Origin of the sequence: Streptomyces sp. NPDC017246 (genome assembly GCF_044331325.1) — a bacterium.
Taxonomy (GTDB): domain Bacteria; phylum Actinomycetota; class Actinomycetes; order Streptomycetales; family Streptomycetaceae; genus Streptomyces.
In genome coordinates this window covers 480024-501677 of sequence record NZ_JBIRMW010000006.1, presented here as the reverse complement: position 1 = coordinate 501677, position 21654 = coordinate 480024, and the positions used below count along the sequence as shown (strand labels likewise).

Here is a 21654-nt window from a genome sequence, read left to right as displayed (position 1 = left end):
CGGGCGCTCACTGCCCCCGGGGTGTGGCCGCGCGCGCCCCCCCGCGCCCGCCCCCCCCCCCCCCCCCCCCGGGGGGGGGGGGGGGGGGCGCCCCCCCCCCCCCGGGGGGCCCCCGGCCCCCCCCCCCCGCGGCTCGCGGACATCGCGGCCCAGTCGGGGGTCAGTGAGGCCACCGTCAGCCGTGTGCTCAACGGCAAGGCGGGGGTGGCCGGCGCGACCCGTCACAAGGTGCTCGCGGCGCTCGACGTGCTCGGCTACGAGCGTCCCGTGCGCCTCAAACGGCGCAGCGCGGGCCTCGTCGGGCTCGTGGTGCCCGAGCTGACCAACCCGATCTTCCCCGCCTTCGCGCAGGTGGTCGAACAGGTCCTCGCCGGGCACGGCTACACCCCGGTGCTCTGCACCCAGATGCCCGGCGGCGCCACCGAGGACGAGCTCGTCGAGCAGCTCGTGGACCGCGGGGTGGCCGGCATCGTCTTCCTCTCCGGCCTGCACGCCGACGCCTCCGCCGACCCGGCCCGCTACGCGCGCCTGACCGGCCGGGGCGTGCCGTACGTCCTCATCAACGGCTACAACGAGCACATCGACGCCAACTTCGTCTCCCCGGACGACCGGGCCGCGGCCCGGATGGCCGTACGGCACCTGGTCGAGCTCGGCCACGAGCGGATCGGCCTCGCCATCGGCCCCACCCGTTACGTGCCCTCGCGCCGCAAGGCCGAGGGCTTCACCGCCGAGCTGTACGAGCTCCTCGGTGTCGAGCGGGCGGACGCCGAACGGTTCATCAGACCCACGCTCTTCGGTGTCGAGGGCGGCCACGCGGCTGCCGACATCCTGCTCCGCGAGGGCTGCACGGGCATCGTCTGCGGCTCCGACCTGATGGCGCTCGGCGTGATCCGCGCCGTCCGCGCCCATGGCCTCGACGTGCCGGGTGACGTCTCCGTCGTCGGCTTCGACGACTCCCCGCTGATCGCCTTCACCAGCCCACCGCTGTCCACCGTGCGCCAGCCCGTGCAGGCCATGGCGACGGCGGCCGTCGGCGCGCTCCTGGAGGAGATCGAGGGCAATCCCGTGCAGCGCACGGAGTTCGTCTTCCAGCCGGAGCTGGTGGTGCGCGGCTCCACGGCGCAGCCCCCCGCCCGGGTCGCGGGGCCGCAAGTCCTTTCGTAACAACTTGCGTTGGGGTGTCCGGAGGGTTGACCGGGCGTCGGGGCACTCGTACGGTCACGGCTGAAAACAGTTGCTGAAGTTTTCGGCAACTTCTTGCGACAGCGAAGTCAGCAGGAGGAATCATGGCCAGAAAGACCGTGGCAGCTGCACTCGCCCTCGTGGCGGGAGCCGCTGTGGCCGTCACGGGCAACGCCCCGGCCCAGGCCGGCCCGCCCGGCGAGAAAGACGTCACCGCGGTGATGTTCGAGTGGAACTTCGCCTCGATCGCCCGCGAGTGCACCGACCGCCTCGGCCCCGCCGGATACGGATACGTCCAGGTCTCCCCGCCCCAGGAACACCTCCAGGGCGGCCAGTGGTGGACCTCCTACCAGCCCGTGAGCTACAAGATCGCCGGACGACTCGGCGACCGCACCGCCTTCAAGAGCATGATCGACACCTGCCACGCGGCCGGCGTCAAGGTCGTCGCCGACTCCGTCATCAACCACATGGCGAACGGCTCCGGCACGGGAACGGGCGGGACCCCGTTCTCCAAGTACGACTACCCGGGCCTCTACTCCGGCGCCGACATGGACGACTGCCGCTCCTCGATCTCCAACTACCAGGACCGCGGCAACGTCCAGAACTGCGAACTCGTCCAGCTCCCCGACCTCGACACCGGCGAGGACCACGTCCGCGGCAAGATAGCGGGCTACCTCAACGACCTGCTCTCCCTCGGCGTCGACGGCCTCCGCATCGACGCCGCCAAGCACATGCCGGCCGCCGACCTCGCCAACATCAAGTCGCGGCTCACCAACCCCGGCGTGTACTGGAAGCAGGAGGCCATCCACGGCGGCGGAGAGGCCGTCTCCCCGAGCGAGTACCTCGGCACCGGAGACGTCCAGGAGTTCCGCTACGCCCGCGACCTCAAGCGCGTCCTCCAGAACGAGAAGCTCGCCAACCTCAAGAACTTCGGCGAGGCCTGGGGCTACATGCCCTCCGGCCAGTCCGGCGTCTTCGTCGACAACCACGACACCGAGCGCGGCGGCGACACCCTGTCCTACAAGGACGGCGCCACCTACACCCTCGCCTCCGTCTTCGCGCTCGCCTGGCCCTACGGCGCCCCGGACGTCCACTCCGGCTACGAGTGGACCGACAAGGACGCGGGACCGCCCAACGGCGGCCAGGTGAACGCCTGCTACACCGACGGCTGGAAGTGCCAGCACGCCTGGCGCGAGATCTCCTCCATGGTCGGCTTCCGCAACACCGCGCGCGGCCAGGCCGTCACCGGCTGGTGGGACAACGGCAACAACGCGATCGCGTTCGGCCGCGGCTCCAAGGCGTACGTGGCCATCAACCACGAGTCCTCGGCGCTCACCCGCACCTTCCAGACCTCCCTGCCCGGCGGCACCTACTGCGACGTCCAGTCGAACACCGCCGTGACGGTGAACTCGTCCGGCCAGTTCACCGCCACCCTCGGCGCCAACACCGCCGTGGCCCTGCACGTCAACGCGACGAACTGCGGCGGGACCACCCCGACCACGCCGCCGACGACCCCGCCGACCACCCCTCCGGCCGCCGCGGGCGCCTCGTTCAACGCCACCGCCACCACCGTGGTCGGCCAGAACATCTACGTCACCGGCAACCGCGCCGAGCTCGGCAACTGGTCCCCGGCCGCCGCCCTGAAGCTCGACCCGGCCACGTACCCCGTCTGGAAGCTGACCGTCGGCCTGCCCGCCGGAACGGCCTTCGAGTACAAGTACATCCGCAAGGACGCCGCCGGAAACGTCACCTGGGAATCCGGCGCCAACCGCACCGCGACCGTCCCCGCCTCCGGACAGACCGTCCTGAACGACACCTTCCGCAGCTGAGCACCGCTCCCCTCCAGGGCCGCCCCCGACCGGGGCGGCCCTCCCACCCGTACCCCGTCCCTCCTCCAGGGAGCACCCCCGTGACACGCAAGAGAACGGCGGTCGCGCTGGCCGCCGCCCTGTGCGCCGCCCTCGTGCCCGCCGTCCCCGCGGCCGCCGCGCCCAGGCCCCCCGCCCCGCCCTCCGACCGGGCGCTCGCGGCCGAGCCCGCCCGCCAGGACCTCACCCGCGAGCAGTTCTACTTCGTCCTGCCCGACCGTTTCGCCAACGGGGACACCTCCAACGACCGTGGCGGCCTCACCGGCAGCCGGACACAGACCGGCTTCGACCCCACCGACAAGGGCTTCTACCAGGGCGGCGACCTCAAGGGCCTGACCCAGCGGCTCGACTACATCAAGGGGCTCGGCACCACCGCCATCTGGATGGCGCCGATCTTCAAGAACCGGCCCGTCCAGGGCGTCGGCAAGGACGCCTCCGCCGGCTACCACGGCTACTGGATAACCGACTTCACCCAGGTCGACCCGCACTTCGGCACCAACGAGGACCTGGAGCGGCTGATCGACGCCGCCCACCGCAAGGGCATGAAGGTCTTCTTCGACGTCATCACCAACCACACCGCCGACACCGTCGACTACGCCGAGCAGAAGTACGGCTACCGCCCCAAGGGCGCCTACCCGTACCTCGACAAGGACGGCCGCCCCTTCGACGACCGCGAGGCCATCGGCAGGGTCGACGCCGGGTCCTTCCCGTACACCCCCGTCGAGAAGGCGAACACCAAGGTCCCGTCCTGGCTCAACGACCCGACGATGTACCACAACCGGGGCGACTCCACCTGGGCCGGGGAGTCCGCCGAGTACGGCGACTTCGTCGGCCTCGACGACCTGTGGACCGAACGCCCCGAGGTCGTCGAGGGCATGAAGAGGATCTACGAGAAGTGGGTCCGAGACTTCAAGATCGACGGCTTCCGCATCGACACCGTCAAGCACGTCGACCTCGACTTCTGGACCCAGTGGGCCACCGCCCTCGACGCCTACGCCGAGAAGCAGGGCCGCGAGGACTTCTTCATGTTCGGCGAGGTCTACTCCGCCGACACCACCGTCACCGCCCCCTACGTCACCCGCGGCCGGCTCGACGCCACCCTCGACTTCCCCTTCCAGGACGCCGCCCGCGCCTTCGCCTCCCAGAGCGCCGGAGCCGACCGCCTCGCCAGGGTCTTCGCCGACGACTACCGGTACACCACCGACAAGGCCAACGCCTACGAGCAGGTCACCTTCCTCGGCAACCACGACATGGGCCGCTTCGGGAGCTTCCTCAAGCAGGACAACCCGAACGCCTCCGACGACGAACTCGTCCGCCGGGCCACGCTCGCCAACGAGCTGATGTTCCTGTCCCGGGGCAACCCGGTCGTCTACTCCGGCGACGAGCAGGGCTTCACCGGCGCCGGCGGCGACAAGGACGCCCGCCAGCCCCTCTTCGCCTCGAAGGCCGCCGACTACCTCGACGACGACCAGCTCGGCACCGACCGCACCCACGCCACCGACGCGTACGACACCACACACCCGGTGTACCGGTCCGTCGCCGCCCTGTCGAAGCTGACCCGCGACAACCCGGCCCTCCGCGACGGCGTCCAGCAGGAACGGTACGCCGAGGGCTCCGTCTACGCCTTCTCCCGTACGGACAGCAGGACGAAGACCGAGTACCTCGTCGCCACCAACAGCGCCACCACCGAGAAGACCGTCACCGTCCCCGTCGGCTCGGCCGCCTTCCGGACCCTGTACGGCGGCCAGGGCGCCGTGACCGCCGCCCACGGCAAGGTCACCGTCACCGTCCCGGCCCTCTCCTCCCTGGTCCTCAAGGCCGACAAGCCCCTCCCGGCCCCCGCCGCCAAGCCCGCCGTCACCCTCAAGGCGCCCGCCGCCGGAGCCACCGGCACCGTCGAGCTCACCGCCGACGTCACCGGCGGCGGCCTCAACCGGGTCGTCTTCGCCGCCCAGACCGGCAACGGCCGCTGGCAGACCCTCGGCACCGCCGACCACGCCCCCTACAAGGTCACCCAGCACGTGACCGCCCCCGCCGGCACCGCCCTGCGCTACAAGGCCGTCGTCGTCGACAGCACCGGCCGCACCGCGAGCGCCACCGCCGCCACCACCGCGGGACAGGTCCCCGCGCCCGAGAAGCCGGTCGCCGTCGAGCGCACGTACGCCGTCGTCCACTACCAGCGCGAGGACGGGAACTACGACGGCTGGACCCTGAAGAGCGCCGGCCAGGAGACCGCGTTCACCGGCCGGGACGCCCACGGCGCCTTCGCCTGGGTCAAGGTCCCCGAAGGCGCGTCCACCGTCCCGTACACCGTCGAGAAGAACGGCACCGCCGACGGCCCGCAGCGCACCGTCAACCTCGGCCGCACCGGCGAGGTCTGGATCACCCAGGGCCAGGACGGACAGTCCGACACCGCCCCCGCCTCCCCGCCGCAGGACACGACCAAGGCCGTCCTCCACTACCAGCGCGCCGACGGCGACTACGACGGCTGGGGCCTCCACACCTGGACCGGCGCCGCCCAGCCCACCGACTGGTCCAAGCCGCTGCTCCCCGTCCGCTTCGACGCCTACGGCGCCGTCTACGAGGTCCCGCTCACCGAGGGCGCGAGCTCCCTCTCGTACATCCTCCACAAGGGCGACGAGAAGGACCTCCCCACCGACCAGTCCCTCGACCTGGCCGGACTCGGCCACGAGGCCTGGATGCTCTCCGGACAGCAGAAGTACCTCCTCCCGACCGCCGGCGGCGCCCCGAACCTCGACCTCGGCAAGGCCGAGGCCCAGTGGATCGACCGGAACACCGTCGTCTGGAAGGTCAAGGCCAACGAGTCCACCAGCCAGCAGCTCGTGTACGCCGCGGACGGCGGCATCACCGTCATCGACGGCGCCCTCACCACCGAGGGCCAGTGGCTCCGGCTCGACCCGACCGCGCTCACCGACGCCCAGAAGGCGAAGTACCCCCACCTCAGGGACTACCCGGCCTTCACCGTCGACCCCCGCGACACCGACCGCGTCCGCGCATCCCTGCGCGGCCAGCTGATCGCCACCCAGCGCGCCGCCAACGGCGCCCTGCTCGCCGCCACCGGCGTCCAGACCGCCGGCGTCCTCGACGACCTGTACGCGAAGAAGGCGACCGGCGCCGCCCTCGGCCCCGTCTTCCGCGACGGCGGGGTCACCCTCTCCGTATGGGCCCCCACCGCCCAGGACGTCGACCTCGAACTCGACGGCCGGACCCTGCCCATGCGCCGCGACGACAGCTCCGGCGTCTGGTCCGTCACCGGCCCCAGGAGCTGGACGGGCAAGCCCTACCGGTACGTGGTGAAGGTCTGGGCCCCCACCGTCCAGAAGACCGTCACCAACAAGGTCACCGACCCCTACTCCACCGCCCTCACCACCGACTCCGCCCGCAGCCTCGCCGTCGACCTCGACGACACCCGGCTCGCCCCCAAGGGCTGGAAGACCCTGAGGAAGCCGGCCGCCGTGCCCCTGCGCGACGCCCAGATCCAGGAACTCCACATCCGCGACTTCTCGATCGCGGACCCGACGGCCGAGGCCGGCCACCGCGGCACCTACCTCGCCTTCACCGACAAGGACAGCAAGGGCTCGCGGCACCTGAAGGCGCTCGCCGCCTCCGGCACCTCCTACGTCCACCTCCTCCCGGCCTTCGACATCGGCACCATCCCCGAGAAGAAGTCCGGACAGACCGTCCCCGCCTGCGACCTGAAGGTCTACGCCCCCGACTCCGAGGAGCAGCAGGCCTGCGTCACCGCCGCCGCGGCCAAGGACGCCTTCAACTGGGGCTACGACCCGCTGCACTACACCGTCCCCGAGGGCTCCTACGCCACCGACCCCGAAGGCACCCGCCGCACGGTCGAGTTCCGGCAGATGGTCCAGTCCCTCAACGGCGACGGCCTGCGCACCGTCATGGACGTCGTCTACAACCACACCGTCGCCGCCGGACAGTCCGACAAGTCCGTCCTCGACCGGATCGTGCCCGGCTACTACCAGCGCCTCCAGGCCGACGGCACCGTCGCCACCTCGACCTGCTGCGCCAACACCGCGCCGGAGAACGCGATGATGGGCAAGCTCGTCGTCGACTCGATCGTCACCTGGGCCAAGGACTACAAGGTCGACGGCTTCCGCTTCGACCTCATGGGCCACCACCCCAAGGCGAACATCCTCGCCGTCCGCAAGGCCCTCGACGCCCTCACCGTCGCCAAGGACGGCGTCGACGGCAAGGCGATCGTCCTCTACGGCGAGGGCTGGAACTTCGGCGAGATCGCCGACGACGCCCGCTTCGTCCAGGCCACCCAGAAGAACATGGCCGGCACCGGCATCGCCACCTTCTCCGACCGGGCCCGCGACGCCGTCCGCGGCGGCGGCCCCTTCGACGAGGACCCCGGCGTCCAGGGCTTCGCCTCCGGACTCTTCACCGACCCCAACACCTCCACCGCCAACGGCACCCCCGAGCAGCAGAAGGCCCGGCTCCTCCACTACCAGGACCTGATCAAGGTCGGCCTGACCGGCAACCTCGCCGACTACACGTTCACCGACACCTCGGGCCGCACGGTCAAGGGCAGCCAGGTCGACTACAACGGCGCACCGGCCGGATACGCCGCCGCCCCGGGCGACGCCCTCGCCTACGCCGACGCCCACGACAACGAGTCCCTGTACGACGCCCTCGCCTTCAAGCTCCCGGCGGGCACCAGCCCCGCCGACCGGGCCCGGATGCAGGTCCTCGCCATGGCGACCGCCACCCTCTCCCAGGGCCCGGCGCTCTCCCAGGCCGGCTCGGACCTGCTGCGCTCCAAGTCCCTCGACCGCAACTCGTACGACAGTGGCGACTGGTACAACGCGATTCACTGGGACTGCGCGGACGGCAACGGCTTCGGCCGCGGCCTCCCGCCGGCCGCCGACAACAAGGCCAAGTGGTCCTACGGCAAGCCGCTGCTGGTGAACCCGGCCCTGACCGTCGGCTGCGAGCAGATCGACGGCGCCTCCGCCGCGTACCGCGACCTGCAGAAGATCCGTACGACCGAGCCGGCCTTCTCCCTCGCCACCGCCGGACAGGTACAGGACACCCTGTCCTTCCCGCTCTCCGGCGGCGAGGAGACCCCGGGCGTGATCACGATGCGCCTGGGCGACCTGGTCGTCGTCCTCAACGCGAGCCCGCGGAGCACCTCGCAGAAGGTCACCGGCCTGGCCGGCTCCCCGTACGCCCTGCACCCGGTGCAGGCCTCGGGCTCCGACACCGTCGTGAAGTCGGCCTCCTACGAGGCCGGTTCGGGCACCTTCACGGTCCCGGCGCGGACGGTGGCGGTGTTCAAGGCGAAGTGACGGCCGCGCTCACCCGGCGGTGAGCGACCGCTCCAGCAGGGTCACCCCGTAACACGTGCCGTCGGCGGCGAGCTTTCCCGGCTCCTCGCCGACGGCACGGTAGCCCGCGGCTTCGTAGTACGTACGGAGCCGCGGGTTGTCCGACAGACAGTCGAGACGGGCCACCGCCCGCCCACCGGCCGCGATCCGCCCCTCCGCGTGCGCGAGCAGCGCCCGCCCGGTCCCGGCGGGCGCGGCCTCCCGGTCCGTCATCAGCCGGTGGACGTACCCGGCGACCGGCGGCTGCGGGCCCCAGGCCTGTTCGTCCTCCCACCACAGCTCGTACGCGCCGACCGCCCGGCCCTCGTGGGACGCCAGCCAGACCTCGCCCCCGGCGATCCGCTCCCGGAAATGCGCGGCGCTCTTCCCGCCGGGCTTCCACTGGTCGATCCCGTTCCGGAGCATCCACCGCGCCGCTCCGTCGTACATGGCCGACAGCAGCTCCGGATCGCCGTCGTCCGCCCGTCGGAAGGTCACTTGTGCGCTCATGGCGATCACCGTAAAGGTGTGGACAGACACTCGTCCCACCGGGAGGGACCCTCATGCCCCAGATCACCGTCGACCACTCCGCGCCCCTCGACCGGCGCGGCTTCGCGCTCGCCCTGCACCCGCTCGTCGTGGAGACGGTCGACACGACGCTCGACGCCTGCAAGACCCGCTTCCGCGAGGTCGCCGAGACGGTCATCGGGGACGGCTCGGCCGAGGACGTCCTCGTGCACGTCGAGATCGCCCTGCTGGCCGGCCGCACGGACGAACTCAAGGCCCGGCTCTCGGAGGCCGTGCTCGCCCTCCTGCCGGAGTACCTCAAGGAGCCCGAAGGGGTCCGCCTCTCGGTCGAGATCCGCGACCTGGAAACGTCCTACCGCAAGCGCTGATCGGGTACGGAAGACCCGGCGTTCCCGGCGTTCCCGGTGTCCACCGCCGGGGCCGCGGGGGCCACGGTCCCCACCAGCGCGACGAGCCGGGCCACCAGCTCCCCGAAGGGGCCGTCGGCCGGCTCGTCCGCGAGGATGCCGACCAGGATCGCCGCCATGTCCGGGTCGTACGCGGCACTCACCGCGGCGAGCGCCGCGAAGTCGTGCACGAGCTGCAACTCCAGCTCCGCGCGCGGCACCCGGCGCCCGTCCAGCCAGATCAGCGCCGTCGACTCGGCCAGCGAGACCCAGGAGCGGACGACCAACTCCAGTCGTGCGGACGGCTTCTCGACCCCCAGGTGGGCGAGGATCTGCACGTACGCGGCCAGCCGCACCTCGTCGATCATCGCGTTCGTCGTGGACGAACCCACCGCCGGACCGCCCCGCATCAGCGCCGCGAACCCCGGGCCGTGCTCGTCCACGAAGTCGAAGAACCGGCCCATCACCCGCAGCAGGCGCGCCCCGAGCGGACCCTGCGGCGGCTCCACGAACCGGGCCGCCAGCTCGTCGGCGGCCCGCCGCAGCGCCGCCTCGTAGAGGCTCTGCTTGCCGGGGAAGTAGTGGTAGACCAGCGGCCGCGAGATCCCCGCGGCCGCGGCGATCTCGTCGATGGACACCTCGTCGGGAGAGCGGTGGCTGAAGAGTTCGAGGGCGACCCCGATCAGCTGCTGCTTGCGCTCCTCGACGCCCATCCTGCGGCGTACCCCGGTCGTCATACGAACAGCCTAACGGGGTCGGTTACGCTCCTGCTCCATGAGCGCTTCCGACCAGGACACCCAGGCCGCCAAGGCCCCGGAGGCCCCTGAGGCCCCCACGGCCGACGAGACCCTCGAAGAGACCTCCGGGGAGAGCTCCGAGGAGACCTCCGCAGACACCACCGGCGCGCCCGTCGAGGCCGCCGACGCACTCGACGACCTCGACGAGGACGAGGGGGACGACGAGGGCGACGAGGACGACGACCTCGACGAGTCCGAGGAGTCCGACGAGGACGCCCCCACCGCGGGGCTCACGCCGAAGCAGGCGCGGCGACTGCGCGTCGCCGCCGCCTCCGTGCTCCTCGTGGCCATGGCCGTCGTCCTGGTGATCCGCCTCGCGAGCCGGACGTCCGTCCTGGTCGTCGGTGTGTACGGCCTCGCCATGATCCTCTGCGGCATCGTGATCGAGCTCTCCCGCAACGGCCGTACCCGGCTCGGCACCTGGCTCCTGGTGAGCGGCCTCCTCGCCGCGCTCGCCCTGGACTGGCTGGTCCTGCCCTAGCCGCCCGCGGGCCGCTCAGAGGTCGAGTACGAGCCGTTCTCCCGCGCAGCGCGAGACGCAGATCAGCATCGAGTCGCCCCGCTCGGCGTCGGTGAGCAGCTCGTCCCGGTGGTCGACCTCACCCTCCAGGACCCGCTGTTGGCAGGTCCCGCAGAATCCCTGCCGGCAGGAGTACGTGATGCCCGGAAGCTCCTCGCGGACCGCCGCGAGGACCGACTGGTCGGCGGCCACCCTCACCGTACGGCCGGAACGGCGCAGTTCGACGTCGAAGGCGGTGCCGCCGGCCGTCGCCGCCGCCGAGAAACGCTCCAGACGCGGGGCCCGGCCCTCCGGCATCGCCGCCGTCACGGCGTCCATCAGCCCGTCCGGGCCACAGCAGTAGACGAGCGTCTCGGCCGGTACGTGCCCGAGGAAGTCCAGATCGGGGAAGCCGGACGTGTCCTCGGCGACGACGGTCACCCGGTCGTCTCCGCCCAGCGCCTCGATCTCCGCCAGATACGGCAGGGTGGACCGGCTCCGCCCGCAGTACACGAGCCGCCAGTCCGCCCCGGCCGCCTCGGCGGCGCGCAGCATCGGCAGGACCGGGGTGATGCCGATGCCGCCGGCGACGAAGACGTACGCGGGCGCGTCGACCAGCGGGAAACGGTTGCGCGGCCCCCGGATCTCGATCTCCACGCCCTCCTGGAGCTGCTCGTGGACCTCGCGCGAGCCGCCCCGGCCGCCCTGACCGGCTTCGATCAGCCGGGTCGCCACGGTGTACGCGGCGGGGTCGGCCGGGTCGCCGCAGAGCGAGTACTGCCGCACGAGGCCGGAGGGCAGGACGAGGTCGACATGGGCGCCCGGCTGCCAGGAGGGCAACCCGCTCCCTTCCAGGCGGAGTTCGACGACGCCCTCGGCGGGCGTGGCGCGCCCGGTCACCAGGACCTTGCGGGGGACGGTGCTGCCCCGGCCGTACCCGGACACCGGTGCGTCCAGGGCGGGCAGGGGCCACAGCGGGGCGGTGGTCATCCGGCTGCGGACGGCGCGGCGGACGAGCAGCGCGGCTCCGGCGACCAGGGCGACGGTGGTGAACCGGGGCATCAGCGGCCTCCGTTGGCGCCGGGGGAGGAGGCCAGGTAGGCCATCGCCTGCGCGGTGTCACCCTCCTGGGAGGGGTGATAGGCGCGGCTGAGATAGCGGGGTATCGAGCGCAGCATGTCCGGGGTGGAGGGCAGCACTCCCTGCCGGCCCTTGCGGACGAACTGGCCGAGGGACGCCTTGCCGTCGAGGAGGCTCGGGTCGTTCTCCATGAAGAAGCGGACGCCCCGCTGCCAGAGGAAGACGAGCGCGGAGAAGGCGAGCGCCCAGGTGCGGGCGCGGCGCCGGTAGCCGCCGTCGAGGTGCATGAAGAGCTCGAAGGCGACCGAGCGGTGCTCGACCTCCTCGGCGCCGTGCCAGCGCAGCAGATCGAGCATGGTGGGGTCGGCGCCGACCCGGTCGAGCTCGTCGGCGTTGAGCACCCAGTTGCCGAGGAAGGCGGTGTAGTGCTCGATCGCGGCGATCATCGCGACCCGCTCCATCAGCCACCAGCGGCGCGGCCGGCCCGGCGGCAGGGTCCGGTCCCCGAGCAGCTTCTCGAAGAACCAGTCGACCTGCGCGGTGTACGGGGTGGGGTCGAGGCCCTGCTCCCGGAGGTGCGGGAGGACGTCGTCGTGGGCCTGGGAGTGGATGGCCTCCTGGCCGATGAAGCCGATGACGTCCGCGCGCAGCCGGTCGTCGGTGATGTACGGCAGAGCCTGCTTGTAGACGTGCACGAACCAGCGCTCGCCGGCCGGGAGCAGCAGGTGCAGCACGTTGATGGTGTGCGTGGTGAAGGGATCGCCGGGTACCCAGTGGAGCGGGGTCGCGTCCCAGTCGAAGCTGACCTTGCGGGCCTTGAGCTCGACGTGCTCCGACGCCACCGGTGCGGGCTGCGTATTAGACATGACGTCAATGTACTGAGGGGTAGTCGACGACAACAGATCTGTGCACGGGGTTTTTGGCCGGTGGGGGCGGATACCGGGGGTGGGCCCGGGGCGGCCGCACCCACCCCCGGGCAGCGTCCCCGGGTCCCCCGGCCTCCGGGCCCCCGGCCACGTCGTCGCCCCCGGTCACCTGAGGGCGCCCACCCGCCTTCCGTCCCGCAGGACGCCGTCCAGGTCGGCCCGGGCGCCCGCCGTCGCCCTCACCGCGAGGACCGGGCCCTCGGACCGGCCCTTCACCCCGCCCGAGGTCTCCAGGGCCGTGAAGTCCGGGCTGCCCGCCGCCAGGACGTACCACCCGCCGCTCGGCGCCTGCCACAGCACACCCGCGAGGACCCGGGGATCCCGCACCCCGCACGCGGGCGAACCCTCGGAGCGGGCCGCGAGCGCGGCGGGCACGCCGGGCGACGGGACCAGGAACTGGGCGAGGGTCCTGCTGCCCGTACCCCGCCAGGTCTCCGCACGCGTGCACAGCCAGGTGCCCCGCCCGGCGCCCTCGGGCAACGGCTGCCGGGCGAACCGCCAGGCGTTCACCGACCGCACCCCGTGCGCCCGTACCGCCGTCAACTGGCACGCGGTCCGCGCCCAGGCCTCCCGGGCCTCCTGCCCCGTGGCGTCCACCGGGGCGGCCGGCGGGCCCCACAGGAGCCGGGCGGGGGCCAGCTCGCCGAGGTCGGCGAGAAGCCGCCGCCCCGAACCGTCCCGCACCTGAAGGGTGTTCCAGCGGGTGCAGCTCTTCGCGAGGGCGGGACTCGGCATCGGGTCGGTGATCCCGTCGGCGTCCCGCGCGAGAGGGCGGGGGGCCCGGGCGGGCGCGAGGAGATCCCGTACGGCGGTCTCCGTCACCCAGGGCGCCGTCAGATAGCGCACGTTCCCCGCCGCCCGGGACAGGACGAGCGCCGTCGAACCGACCGTGTCGGCACCGTCGGTCCGGGCGAAGTCGAGCGCCGCGCCCGCCGTGCCCTCGACCGGCTCCGCGTACCGCACCGCCCGCAGCCCGTCGTGGAGGAGCACCACCCGGGCGCCGTCGACGACTCCGGCGAAGAGCAGCTGGGGCGGCCCCATCGGCGGTCCCACGGGTGTCCCGGGCGTCGCCGAGGAGTGCACGGAGGGGCCGGGGCGCGCCCACACGGCGAGCGCCCGACGCAACAGCGTGCCGTCCCCGACGAGCCCGCCCCGCGCGGGCCACACGGAGAAGTCCTGCCGGGTGGAGCCGGTCCAGACGGCGGGGGCGACCCGCTTGAGCGCGCCGGGGTCGAGGGCGGCCTCGGCGGCGGGGTTACGGGCGTACGAGGGCGCCGCAGCACCGTTTCTGCCCCAGCCGTTCCCGGGCAGCCCGAGCAGCGCCCCGCACACGAGAAGCGCGGCGAGGGCGACGAGCGCGGCGCGGGCGTGCTGCCGCCGTCGGATGAGATCGGTGGGCCGGGCCTGAAGAGCGCAGGGATCGAACTCGTCGGATTCGAGCAGGGCGACGCCGCTGCGGCGACGCCCGGGATCGAAGGAGCGCGGGGCCCCACCGCTCGGCCCGGGCCCGAGCGCGCCACCCGGCCCGCCGGCCCCGCGACCGGCGCCGCGAGGGGTGCTCGGTCGGGCCTGTTCGCCCACTCGGCCGGCGCGCCCGTCCCCGCTCGCGGGATCGGAACCGCCGTCGGTGCCGCCGGAGCCCGGAGCGTTCGGCCCCGGCGCGGAGCCGTGCCGGTCAGGGCCCCCGGGGATCCGGCGCGGACCGCCCTGCTCGCCGACCCTGTCCGTACGGCCGTCCCCGCCTTCGGCACGAGCACCGGAACCGCTCCCGAGCCGGCCGGCGGGCGGGACGCCGGAACCGTCGGCCGGACGCGGGCCGTCGGAGCGACGCGGGCCCTCGGCAGGACGAGGACCCTCGGCCGGACGCGGGCCCGCGGAGGGGCCGGGCCCCTCGGATGCGCCGGCCGGAGCCGGTCCACCGGCCGGACCGGCCTCCAGGTCGTCCACCGCGTCCGCCTCCGCCAGGGCGGACGCCGGGTCCTCCACCCCCGCCGAGGCCAGCACCCGCAGGACCTCCGCGTCGCCCTGGCGCTCCAGGCCCCGGAGGACGTACGCCGCGCGGCCGGGGCCGGAGAGGCGGGACAGCCGCTGGTCCAGGGCGAGTTCGTCGGCGCCGCCGACGCGGGGGAACAGTCTCAGCCCCCACACGTGCGGCAGCAGCGGCGGGAACTGCGCCCGGCGCGGCAGGGCGAGGCGCCGCAACGGCAGCCCGGCGACGAGCGCCTGCCGCAGCACCTCGCCCCGGACGAACGCGTACCCCGGATCGACCGCGTCCTCGGCGAGCCGCGGCTCGGGCACGGCGGGGCCGAGGACCCGGCGTCGCGGCAGCGAGCGCTGGACGAGCGCGTGCGCGGTCAGGACACGGCGGTTGCGGCCGAGCGACGGGGGCAGCACGAGATACGCGATGCGGACGAGACGCGGATAGCGCTCGACGAGCGCGGCCTCGGCCTGCTCGACGTCGACGGGGCCCACGGGCGAGGGAACGAGATCCTTGGTGCTCACGTTCAGCAGAACGAGCGATTCTTCCGATGGTCACCCCGGTCCGTGGGACGCCCGGACGGCGGGCGCGGACCGCGCGGCCGGTCGACCGGCCGCCCGTCCCCGCCGCGTCACCCCTCCGTCAGCCGCTCCCGTACCCTCGCCGTCACCTCGTCCGGGACGCCCAGCCCCTCCCGTACGTACGTCTCCATCGACCCGTGCCGGACCGCCACTTCGTCGAGCGCCGCGTCCAGGTACTCCGGCAGCACCCCGATCAGATCGAGCGCGAGGTCGGGATTGCCGCCCTGGGCGGTGAACCCCTCGATCATGGGCGCGAACGCCTGCCGCACCGCCGTGTTGACCGACAGGTACTCCTCCCGCACGGTCTCCATGTCCGCGCCCAGCAGCGACAGGACGACCGTCGCCGCCCACCCCGTCCGGTCCTTGCCGGCCGAACAGTGGAAGACCAGCGGCCCGGCGTCCGGAGCGCCCAGCTCGGTGAGGAGGGCACGGTAGGAGGCGCGGGCGGAGTCGCCGGAGACGAAGGTCCGGTAGGTACGGGCGAAGGCCGACCGGACCTGGCCCCCGCCGAGGTGTTCCTCGGCGAGCGCCGGGTCGGAGAGCAGCGCCTTCAGACGGGCGGCGGGCGGCAGCCCGCTGATGGCCAGATGGTCGGCGAGCACGTCCGCGACGAGCAGGCGCGCACCGCCGGGCAGCCGGTCGGGCCGGTCGCCGCGCTCGGAGTCCGTACGGAAGTCCACGACGGTACGGATGCCCAGCCGCGCCACGGCGGGTTCGGCCGGGTCGAGCCGGTCGAGCTGGGCGGAGCGCAGGACCAGGCCGGGCCGGACGGAACGCCCGGCGCCGAGCGGCAGGCCGCCGAGATCGCGGAGGTTGGCGACGGAGACGGCGGGGATGGCGGGCATGCGGTCGACTCCTCCGGTTCTTGCACGTTCGTGTCGACCGTAGTGGATCACCCCGATCCGGGCAGTCCGGCACGATCGCCGCCACGCGCCGAACCGGGTGCCCGCCCCCCCACCGAGCACACCTCACCGCGCACCGCTCGCCGGGCGCGACCGGATCCGTACTACCCGCCGAGCGCCGCGACCACCTCGGCCTCCCGCTCCGGCGAGAGGCCGACCGCCGGACGGTCCGGCCGGTGCGGCGCGGTCCCGCCGAGCGATTCCAGCCAGGTCCAGGTGTCCGCGACCGTCTCCGCCGCGGACCGGCAGCGCAGCCCGGCCTCGACGGCCCGGGAGACGTCGGCGGTGTACATCGCGTCGAACATCTCGCCCGGCGGCAGCCACACCGGCAGCTCCGACCACGGCGCCGCCCCGGCCGCGAGCAGCGCCTCCGGCTCCGCCCAGCGGAGCTCCGCGTCCGCGCCGGTGACCCGCACACAGGCGTCGAGCAGCTCGCCCATGGTCGCGTGGCCGGGAGGGGAGACGAGGTTGTACGGCCCGGAGAGTCCGGCGGCCACCGCGTCGAGGGTCCACTCGGCCAGGTCGCGCACGTCGATGTACTGGATCGGCAGCGTGTCGGGCCCGGGCGCGAGGACCGGTCCGCCCCGCGCGATCCGGCCGAGCCACCAGGGGAGCCGGCCCACGTTCTCGTACGGCCCGATGATCAGGCCCGCGCGGACGAACAGCGTCCGGTCCGCCCCGAAGGCGGCCGTGGCGGCGAGCTCGCCGCCACGCTTGGCCTCGGCGTACGGCACGTCCCCGTCGTCCTGCGAGCCCTCGACCAGCGGGCCGTCCTCCGCGAGTCCGGCCGCCGCCGGCCACGCGTACACGGAACGGCTCGACACGTACGCGAACCGGCCGACCCGGTCGGCGAGCAGCCGCGCCGCGTCCCGCACGGCGGAGGGAGCCGCCGACCAGGTGTCCACGACGGCGTCCCAGGTCCCCGTGGCGAGGGCGGCGAGACCCTCCGGGCCGGTCGTGCGGTCACCGATCAGCGACGTGACCCCCTTCGGCGGCGCGTGCCGGCCGCGGTGGAAGACGGTCACCTCCCACCCGCGGTCGAGCGCCGCCTCGACGACCGCGCGGCCCACGAACTCCGTACCACCGAGCATCAGAAGTTTCATGATCAGATCGTGCAGCGCCGCACCTCGCGGGGCCAGGCTTTCCGCTCCCGGAGGATTCCGCCACGGGAGGAACGCCGGAGGCAACCTCGGTGCAGCATCGCCGGCTTGGCGCAAACGTCACCGCGAACGTGAGGGCAGGCCACCACGAACGTCAGCGGTTACGCCGTCGGAAACGTCATCGGATCGCAGGGAACGGCATCGGGCGGGGAGGGCCTCTCGTGCCCCGCGTGGCCGGATGACACCATGACGGGCGATGACGAATGCCCGGTCGCCCCTGCGCGCCTTGCGTGCCGCCCTGTTCGCGGTGGTGTGCGTGACCTTGGCCGCCGTGGGGCATTCTTCCATGTCTGCGCATCACCTTCCGGCCCCGACCCTGCTCGGCGCCTTCGTCGTGACGGCGGCCGTCGCGTGGGCCGCCGCCGGCCGGCGGCGGGGCGCGCCGACGATCGCGGGGGCGTTGTTCGGCCTCCAGGGAGCGCTGCACCTGGTCTTCTCGACGGCCGGTTCCCACGCCGGGGGCACGGGCCATCCGACGGGGACGACCGGCACGCACGGCATGCACGGGACGCACGACATGAGCGCCATGACCGACCCGCACGCCACGGGCATGGGCACGGTCATGGGCTCGGGCACAGGCATGGGCCCGGGCACAGGCATCGGCCCGGGCGCGGACATGGGCGCGAGCGCGGACACGCCCATGACCATGGTCATGGGAACGGGTACGGGCTCCGGCATCGGCATGCTCGCCGCCCACCTCCTCGCCGCACTCCTCTGCGGCTTCTGGCTGGCCCACGGCGAAGCCGCGTTCCTCACGCTCGCCCGAGCCGCCCTCGCGTACGCCTTCACACCCCTGAGCCTGATCTTCGCGCGCGTGCGGGTGCCCGACGCCCCGCGCCGCCCGGTCCGCCGCGCCCGGCGGAACGCCCACCGGCCGCACACCGTCGTCCTCGCGCACACCCTCTCCCGGCGCGGCCCGCCCCGGCTGTCCGTACCCCGCGCCACGACCCTCGGAGCACAGGTCTGACCCCGGGGGTCCCTTCCCCCTGTCTGCACCGACTCCAAGGACAGTCACAGCCATGACCATCGACGATCCCGCACGCCCGGACACGTCCGAGGCGCCACCGTCGGAGAACACCCCGCCCACCACCGAGGCCGCACCCGCGAGCGCCACGAACGCCGCGAAGCCCACGACCTGGAGCGCCCTGCGCCCCCTCGTCCTGCGCCTCCACTTCTACGCGGGCGTCCTCGTCGCCCCGTTCCTCCTCGTGGCCGCCGCGAGCGGACTGCTGTACGCGCTCTCCTTCCAGGCCGAGAAGGTGGTGTACGCGCACGAGCTGGAGGTCCCCGTCGGCGAGACGACCCTGCCGCTCTCCCAGCAGGTGGACATCGCCCGCGAGGCCAACCCCGACGGCACCGTCACCGCCGTCTGGCCCGGCGCCGAACCCGGCGCGACCACCCGGGTCCTGATGGCCGACCCGGACGTCCCCGAGGGCACCTCGCTGGCCGTCTTCGTCGACCCGTACACCGGGGACGTACGCGGGCAGCTGCCCAGTTACGGCAGCTCCGGCGCGCTCCCGCTGCGCACCTGGATCGACGGTCTGCACCGCGATCTGCACCTCGGCGAGACCGGCCGCAACTACAGCGAGCTGGCCGCGAGCTGGCTCTGGGTCGTCGCACTCGGCGGTCTGCTGCTCTGGCTCGGCCGGCGCCGCAAGAACCGCCGCGCCCTGTTCGTACCGGAGGGCGGACCCGCCTCCCGCCGCCGCACCCTGTCCTGGCACGGCTCGGTCGGCCTGTGGGCGGTGACCGGACTCGTCCTGCTCTCGGCGACGGGCCTGACCTGGTCGCGGTACGCGGGCGAGAACATCGGCGTCGTCCAGGACGGTCTCGGCGGCGCCACCCCCACCCTCACCGCGACCGTCGGGGAGGCCGCGGCCGGCGGCTCCTCGGAGCACGAGGGCCACGGCGGCGCCCACCCGGGCGGCACCACCGCGCAGGGCCCGGACATCGGCCTCGACAAGGCGCTCGACGCGGCCCGCGCGGCCGGCATCGACAGCCCGAGGATCTCGCTGGTCCCGCCGTCCGAGGGCAAGGGGTACGTGGTCAAGGAGACCGACACCCAGTTCCCGCTGGAGCTGGACTCGGTCGCCCTGAACCCGGCGGACGGCACGGTCCTGGACCGGCTCGCCTTCGCCGACTACCCGCTCCTCGCGAAGCTCACCCGGATGGGCATCGACGGGCACACCGGCGTGTTCCTGGGCCTGTTCAACCAGCTGGCCCTCGCGGCCCTCGCGCTCTCCCTGATCCTGCTGATCCTCTGGGGCTACCGCATGTGGTGGCTGCGCCGTCCGGGCCGCCCGGTCGCGCGAGGGGCATGGCGGAAGATCCCGGTCACCATGCTGCTCCCGCTCCTCGCGGTCACGGCGTCGGTGGCGTGGTTCGTCCCGCTGCTCGGGATCAGCCTGCTGCTGTTCCTGGCCGTGGACCTCGCCCTGGCGCTGGTGGCCAGGGTCAGGGCGAGGGCGGCGTCACGAACGACCGACTCCGGCCGAACCGTCTGATCAGGGCGTGTACTTGTAGCCGACCCGCCGCACGGTCTGGATCGTGTGGCGGTGCTCGGCGCCCAGCTTGCGGCGCAGCCGGGCCACGTGGACGTCGACGGTACGACCGTCGCCGACGTGTCCGTACCCCCACACCGTGGTGACCAACTGGTCGCGGGTGTGCACCCGGTGAGGGTGCGCCACCAGATGGGCGAGCAGCTCGAACTCCAGGTACGTCAGGTCCAGCGCCTGACCGTCCACGACGGCGATCCGCTGCACCCCGTCGATGGCCACGGGCCCCTGCTCGTCCACCGCGGCGGCGACGGGCGCGGACACGGGGGCGGCGACGGGCAGGCGCGGCTGCTGATCGGCCGGCACGAGCACGAGGTACCCGACCATCGGCGGGCGTCCCGGCAGCGTGGGAAGGGTGTGCGGGGGAGCGGGCAGCAGCGTGGCACCGGGCGGCAGGAAGTCCGCGACCTGGGCGAAGTCGACGACCTCGTTGGGATCGACGGCGCGCAGTCGGTGACGGCCGGGACGGACGGCCGTGAGGGAGGCACTCTGGGTATGGGCCATGAGAGGTCAGCTCTTTCGCGCGGAGAAACGAACGGACAGGAGTCGTACGTCGTGCGCGTCGGCCGAAGGCCGTGGATCGGACCGTACCGATCGGGGCTTTAGAGGGCCGACGCGTTCCTCGCGCGGCAACACACCCGGTCGAAGTCATGATGCTGCCGGGAAGGCCAGAACGGCTCGAGGTCGTGACGACCCGTCGCGGTGTCGTTCTGTGTGATGGCCATTTCCCTAGTCTACTACTCGGGAATCGGATCGGTCCCCGGGTTGGCTGCTCGGATCTCGCCGATGGCTCCGACGCTTCCGGCCGCGTCCAGCCTTCACATGGTGAGAATGAGGGCAGGGACCTGTGACTCGGCCCCGCGGACCCACGTCCACCAGCCGCGGGCGGCGATGTTGTGGGACGAATTCAGGTCCGCGTGCTCAACGAAGCCGCAGGCCCGACACGCGAGCACGGCTTGGGAAGGCCGGTTGCGCCGGTCGATGTGATGACAGCGGGAGCATTCCCGGCTGGTGTACGCGGGGTCGACGTAGACCACCGGCACCCCGTCCCGTCTCGCCTTGTGGGCGATGATGGCGCCGAGCTGACGGAAGGACCAGCTGTGCAAGGTGGCGCGTTGGGGCTTGCGTAGCCGTACCCGTTCGCGGATGCCCGTAAGGTCCTCCAGGGCAATGCCACGACCGGTGCGTTCAGCCTCCGCCACGATGCGCTTACTGATCTTGTGGTTGACGTCTCGGGCCCGGCGCGATTCCTTCCCCGCCCGGCTCTTCGCCCGCCGCTTGGCGGACTTCGTTCCCTTCGTCTGCAGCTTGGCCCGCAGCTTCCGGTCCGCCTCCCGGCGCCGGTTGAGGCGCCGGCCGCTGTAGCGGTGCCCGGTGGAGGTGGTGGCGATGTTCACGACCCCCAGATCCACTCCCACGAATCCTTCAGGAGCGGGATTCGGAGTGGCCTCCGGGACCTCGCGGGTCGCCATCAGGTACCACTGGCCGCCTTGGAGGAGCAGATCGGATTCCCCCTTGCGGCACGCGGCCAGCAGGGCCAACTGCTCTCCCCGCCCGGTGAACGTGATGCCTTTCGTCCGTCCCGAGGCCGTCCAGATGGACACGGTGCGGTCCTCGACCTGCCAGGACAGACAGCGGTCGTCGAACGGCTGCGCCGCGTTCGGGCGGAAGGCAACCGGTTTCGTGGGGCGTTCGGTCCCCAGGCGCGGCCGCAGCGTGGAGTACGCGTCGGCTACCTTGCGCAGCACATGCAGCGCGGGTTGCGCCGGCAGCAGCTTCACCCGCACGACCGGCTTCACGGCCCCGACGCTAGTCGCCACCCCGGCGGCCGCGGAGGCGGGATCGTCATCCGTCAGCCGAT

At 73.0% G+C, this 21654-nt stretch carries 16 protein-coding genes; 7 read left to right on the top strand and 9 right to left on the bottom strand.

The genetic code is table 11. The features are described from left to right. Nucleotides 1-141: 141 nt before the first annotated feature. The 3 genes from ACH4MY_RS17525 to pulA all read left to right on the top strand — a co-directional run bounded on the left by ACH4MY_RS17525 (nt 142) and on the right by pulA (nt 8383). Entirely contained in the window at nt 142-1164 is a 1023-nt protein-coding gene (locus ACH4MY_RS17525; RefSeq protein WP_398003888.1) for a LacI family DNA-binding transcriptional regulator, read from the top strand. A 122-nt stretch (nt 1165-1286) separates the two neighbouring features. Next, on the top strand, nt 1287-3011 hold the full coding sequence (locus ACH4MY_RS17520) for a carbohydrate-binding module family 20 domain-containing protein (protein ID WP_398003846.1): 1725 nt from the start codon (nt 1287-1289) through the stop codon (nt 3009-3011). 80 nt (nt 3012-3091) lie between these two features. Further along, complete coding sequence (gene pulA, locus ACH4MY_RS17515; RefSeq protein ID WP_398003843.1) at nt 3092-8383, top strand: pullulanase-type alpha-1,6-glucosidase; 5292 nt, start codon at nt 3092-3094, stop codon at nt 8381-8383. 9 nt (nt 8384-8392) lie between these two features. Here pulA and ACH4MY_RS17510 read toward each other — a convergent pair whose 3' ends face one another. Further along, complete coding sequence (locus ACH4MY_RS17510) at nt 8393-8911, bottom strand: GNAT family N-acetyltransferase (RefSeq protein WP_398003840.1); 519 nt, start codon at nt 8909-8911, stop codon at nt 8393-8395. A 53-nt stretch (nt 8912-8964) separates the two neighbouring features. Between ACH4MY_RS17510 and ACH4MY_RS17505 the strand changes: the two genes are divergently transcribed. Continuing rightward, entirely contained in the window at nt 8965-9297 is a 333-nt protein-coding gene (locus ACH4MY_RS17505; protein WP_398003836.1) for a 5-carboxymethyl-2-hydroxymuconate Delta-isomerase, read from the top strand. On the opposite strand, the gene ACH4MY_RS17500 is transcribed toward ACH4MY_RS17505, so the two are convergent. Continuing rightward, nucleotides 9282-10052 carry a TetR/AcrR family transcriptional regulator gene (locus ACH4MY_RS17500; protein ID WP_398003833.1) on the bottom strand — a complete coding sequence of 257 codons (771 nt, stop codon included), beginning with the start codon at nt 10050-10052 and terminating at the stop codon, nt 9282-9284. The two genes, ACH4MY_RS17505 and ACH4MY_RS17500, sit on opposite strands and share 16 nt — an antisense overlap. Nucleotides 10053-10089: 37 nt before the next feature. On the opposite strand from ACH4MY_RS17500, the gene ACH4MY_RS17495 reads away from it, so the two are divergent. After that, nucleotides 10090-10593 carry a hypothetical protein gene (locus ACH4MY_RS17495; RefSeq protein ID WP_398003830.1) on the top strand — a complete coding sequence of 168 codons (504 nt, stop codon included), beginning with the start codon at nt 10090-10092 and terminating at the stop codon, nt 10591-10593. A gap of 15 nt (nt 10594-10608) precedes the next feature. Here ACH4MY_RS17495 and ACH4MY_RS17490 read toward each other — a convergent pair whose 3' ends face one another. The 5 genes from ACH4MY_RS17490 to ACH4MY_RS17470 form a co-directional block, all read right to left on the bottom strand. Continuing rightward, nucleotides 10609-11673 carry a PDR/VanB family oxidoreductase gene (locus ACH4MY_RS17490; protein ID WP_398003828.1) on the bottom strand — a complete coding sequence of 355 codons (1065 nt, stop codon included), beginning with the start codon at nt 11671-11673 and terminating at the stop codon, nt 10609-10611. Further along, nucleotides 11673-12557, bottom strand: coding sequence for a metal-dependent hydrolase (locus ACH4MY_RS17485; RefSeq protein ID WP_398003825.1), 885 nt, complete (start codon nt 12555-12557; stop codon nt 11673-11675). The genes ACH4MY_RS17490 and ACH4MY_RS17485 overlap by 1 nt, the downstream gene beginning before the upstream one ends. A 165-nt stretch (nt 12558-12722) precedes the next feature. Next, on the bottom strand, nt 12723-15119 hold the full coding sequence (locus ACH4MY_RS17480; protein WP_398003822.1) for a hypothetical protein: 2397 nt from the start codon (nt 15117-15119) through the stop codon (nt 12723-12725). A 107-nt stretch (nt 15120-15226) separates the two neighbouring features. Continuing rightward, nucleotides 15227-16021 carry a tyrosine-protein phosphatase gene (locus ACH4MY_RS17475; protein WP_398003819.1) on the bottom strand — a complete coding sequence of 265 codons (795 nt, stop codon included), beginning with the start codon at nt 16019-16021 and terminating at the stop codon, nt 15227-15229. Nucleotides 16022-16182: 161 nt separating this feature from the next. Further along, nucleotides 16183-17181: an NAD-dependent epimerase/dehydratase family protein gene (locus tag ACH4MY_RS17470; protein ID WP_398003816.1), complete on the bottom strand. Its 999-nt coding sequence runs from the start codon at nt 17179-17181 to the stop codon at nt 16183-16185. A gap of 343 nt (nt 17182-17524) precedes the next feature. On the opposite strand from ACH4MY_RS17470, the gene ACH4MY_RS17465 reads away from it, so the two are divergent. Together ACH4MY_RS17465 and ACH4MY_RS17460 are read left to right on the top strand one after the other, a co-directional pair. Then, on the top strand, nt 17525-18205 hold the full coding sequence (locus ACH4MY_RS17465; RefSeq protein WP_398003813.1) for a hypothetical protein: 681 nt from the start codon (nt 17525-17527) through the stop codon (nt 18203-18205). A gap of 52 nt (nt 18206-18257) precedes the next feature. Next, nucleotides 18258-19742, top strand: coding sequence for a PepSY-associated TM helix domain-containing protein (locus ACH4MY_RS17460; RefSeq protein ID WP_398003810.1), 1485 nt, complete (start codon nt 18258-18260; stop codon nt 19740-19742). Here ACH4MY_RS17460 and ACH4MY_RS17455 read toward each other — a convergent pair whose 3' ends face one another. Both ACH4MY_RS17455 and ACH4MY_RS17450 read right to left on the bottom strand, forming a co-directional pair. Further along, the gene (locus tag ACH4MY_RS17455; RefSeq protein WP_398003807.1) at nt 19743-20297 is read right to left on the bottom strand and encodes a winged helix-turn-helix domain-containing protein; all 555 of its coding nucleotides are present in this window, start codon (nt 20295-20297) and stop codon (nt 19743-19745) included. It lies immediately after the preceding gene. A 314-nt stretch (nt 20298-20611) separates the two neighbouring features. Then, the gene (locus ACH4MY_RS17450; RefSeq protein WP_398003804.1) at nt 20612-21592 is read right to left on the bottom strand and encodes an RNA-guided endonuclease InsQ/TnpB family protein; all 981 of its coding nucleotides are present in this window, start codon (nt 21590-21592) and stop codon (nt 20612-20614) included. Nucleotides 21593-21654 lie beyond the last annotated feature (62 nt).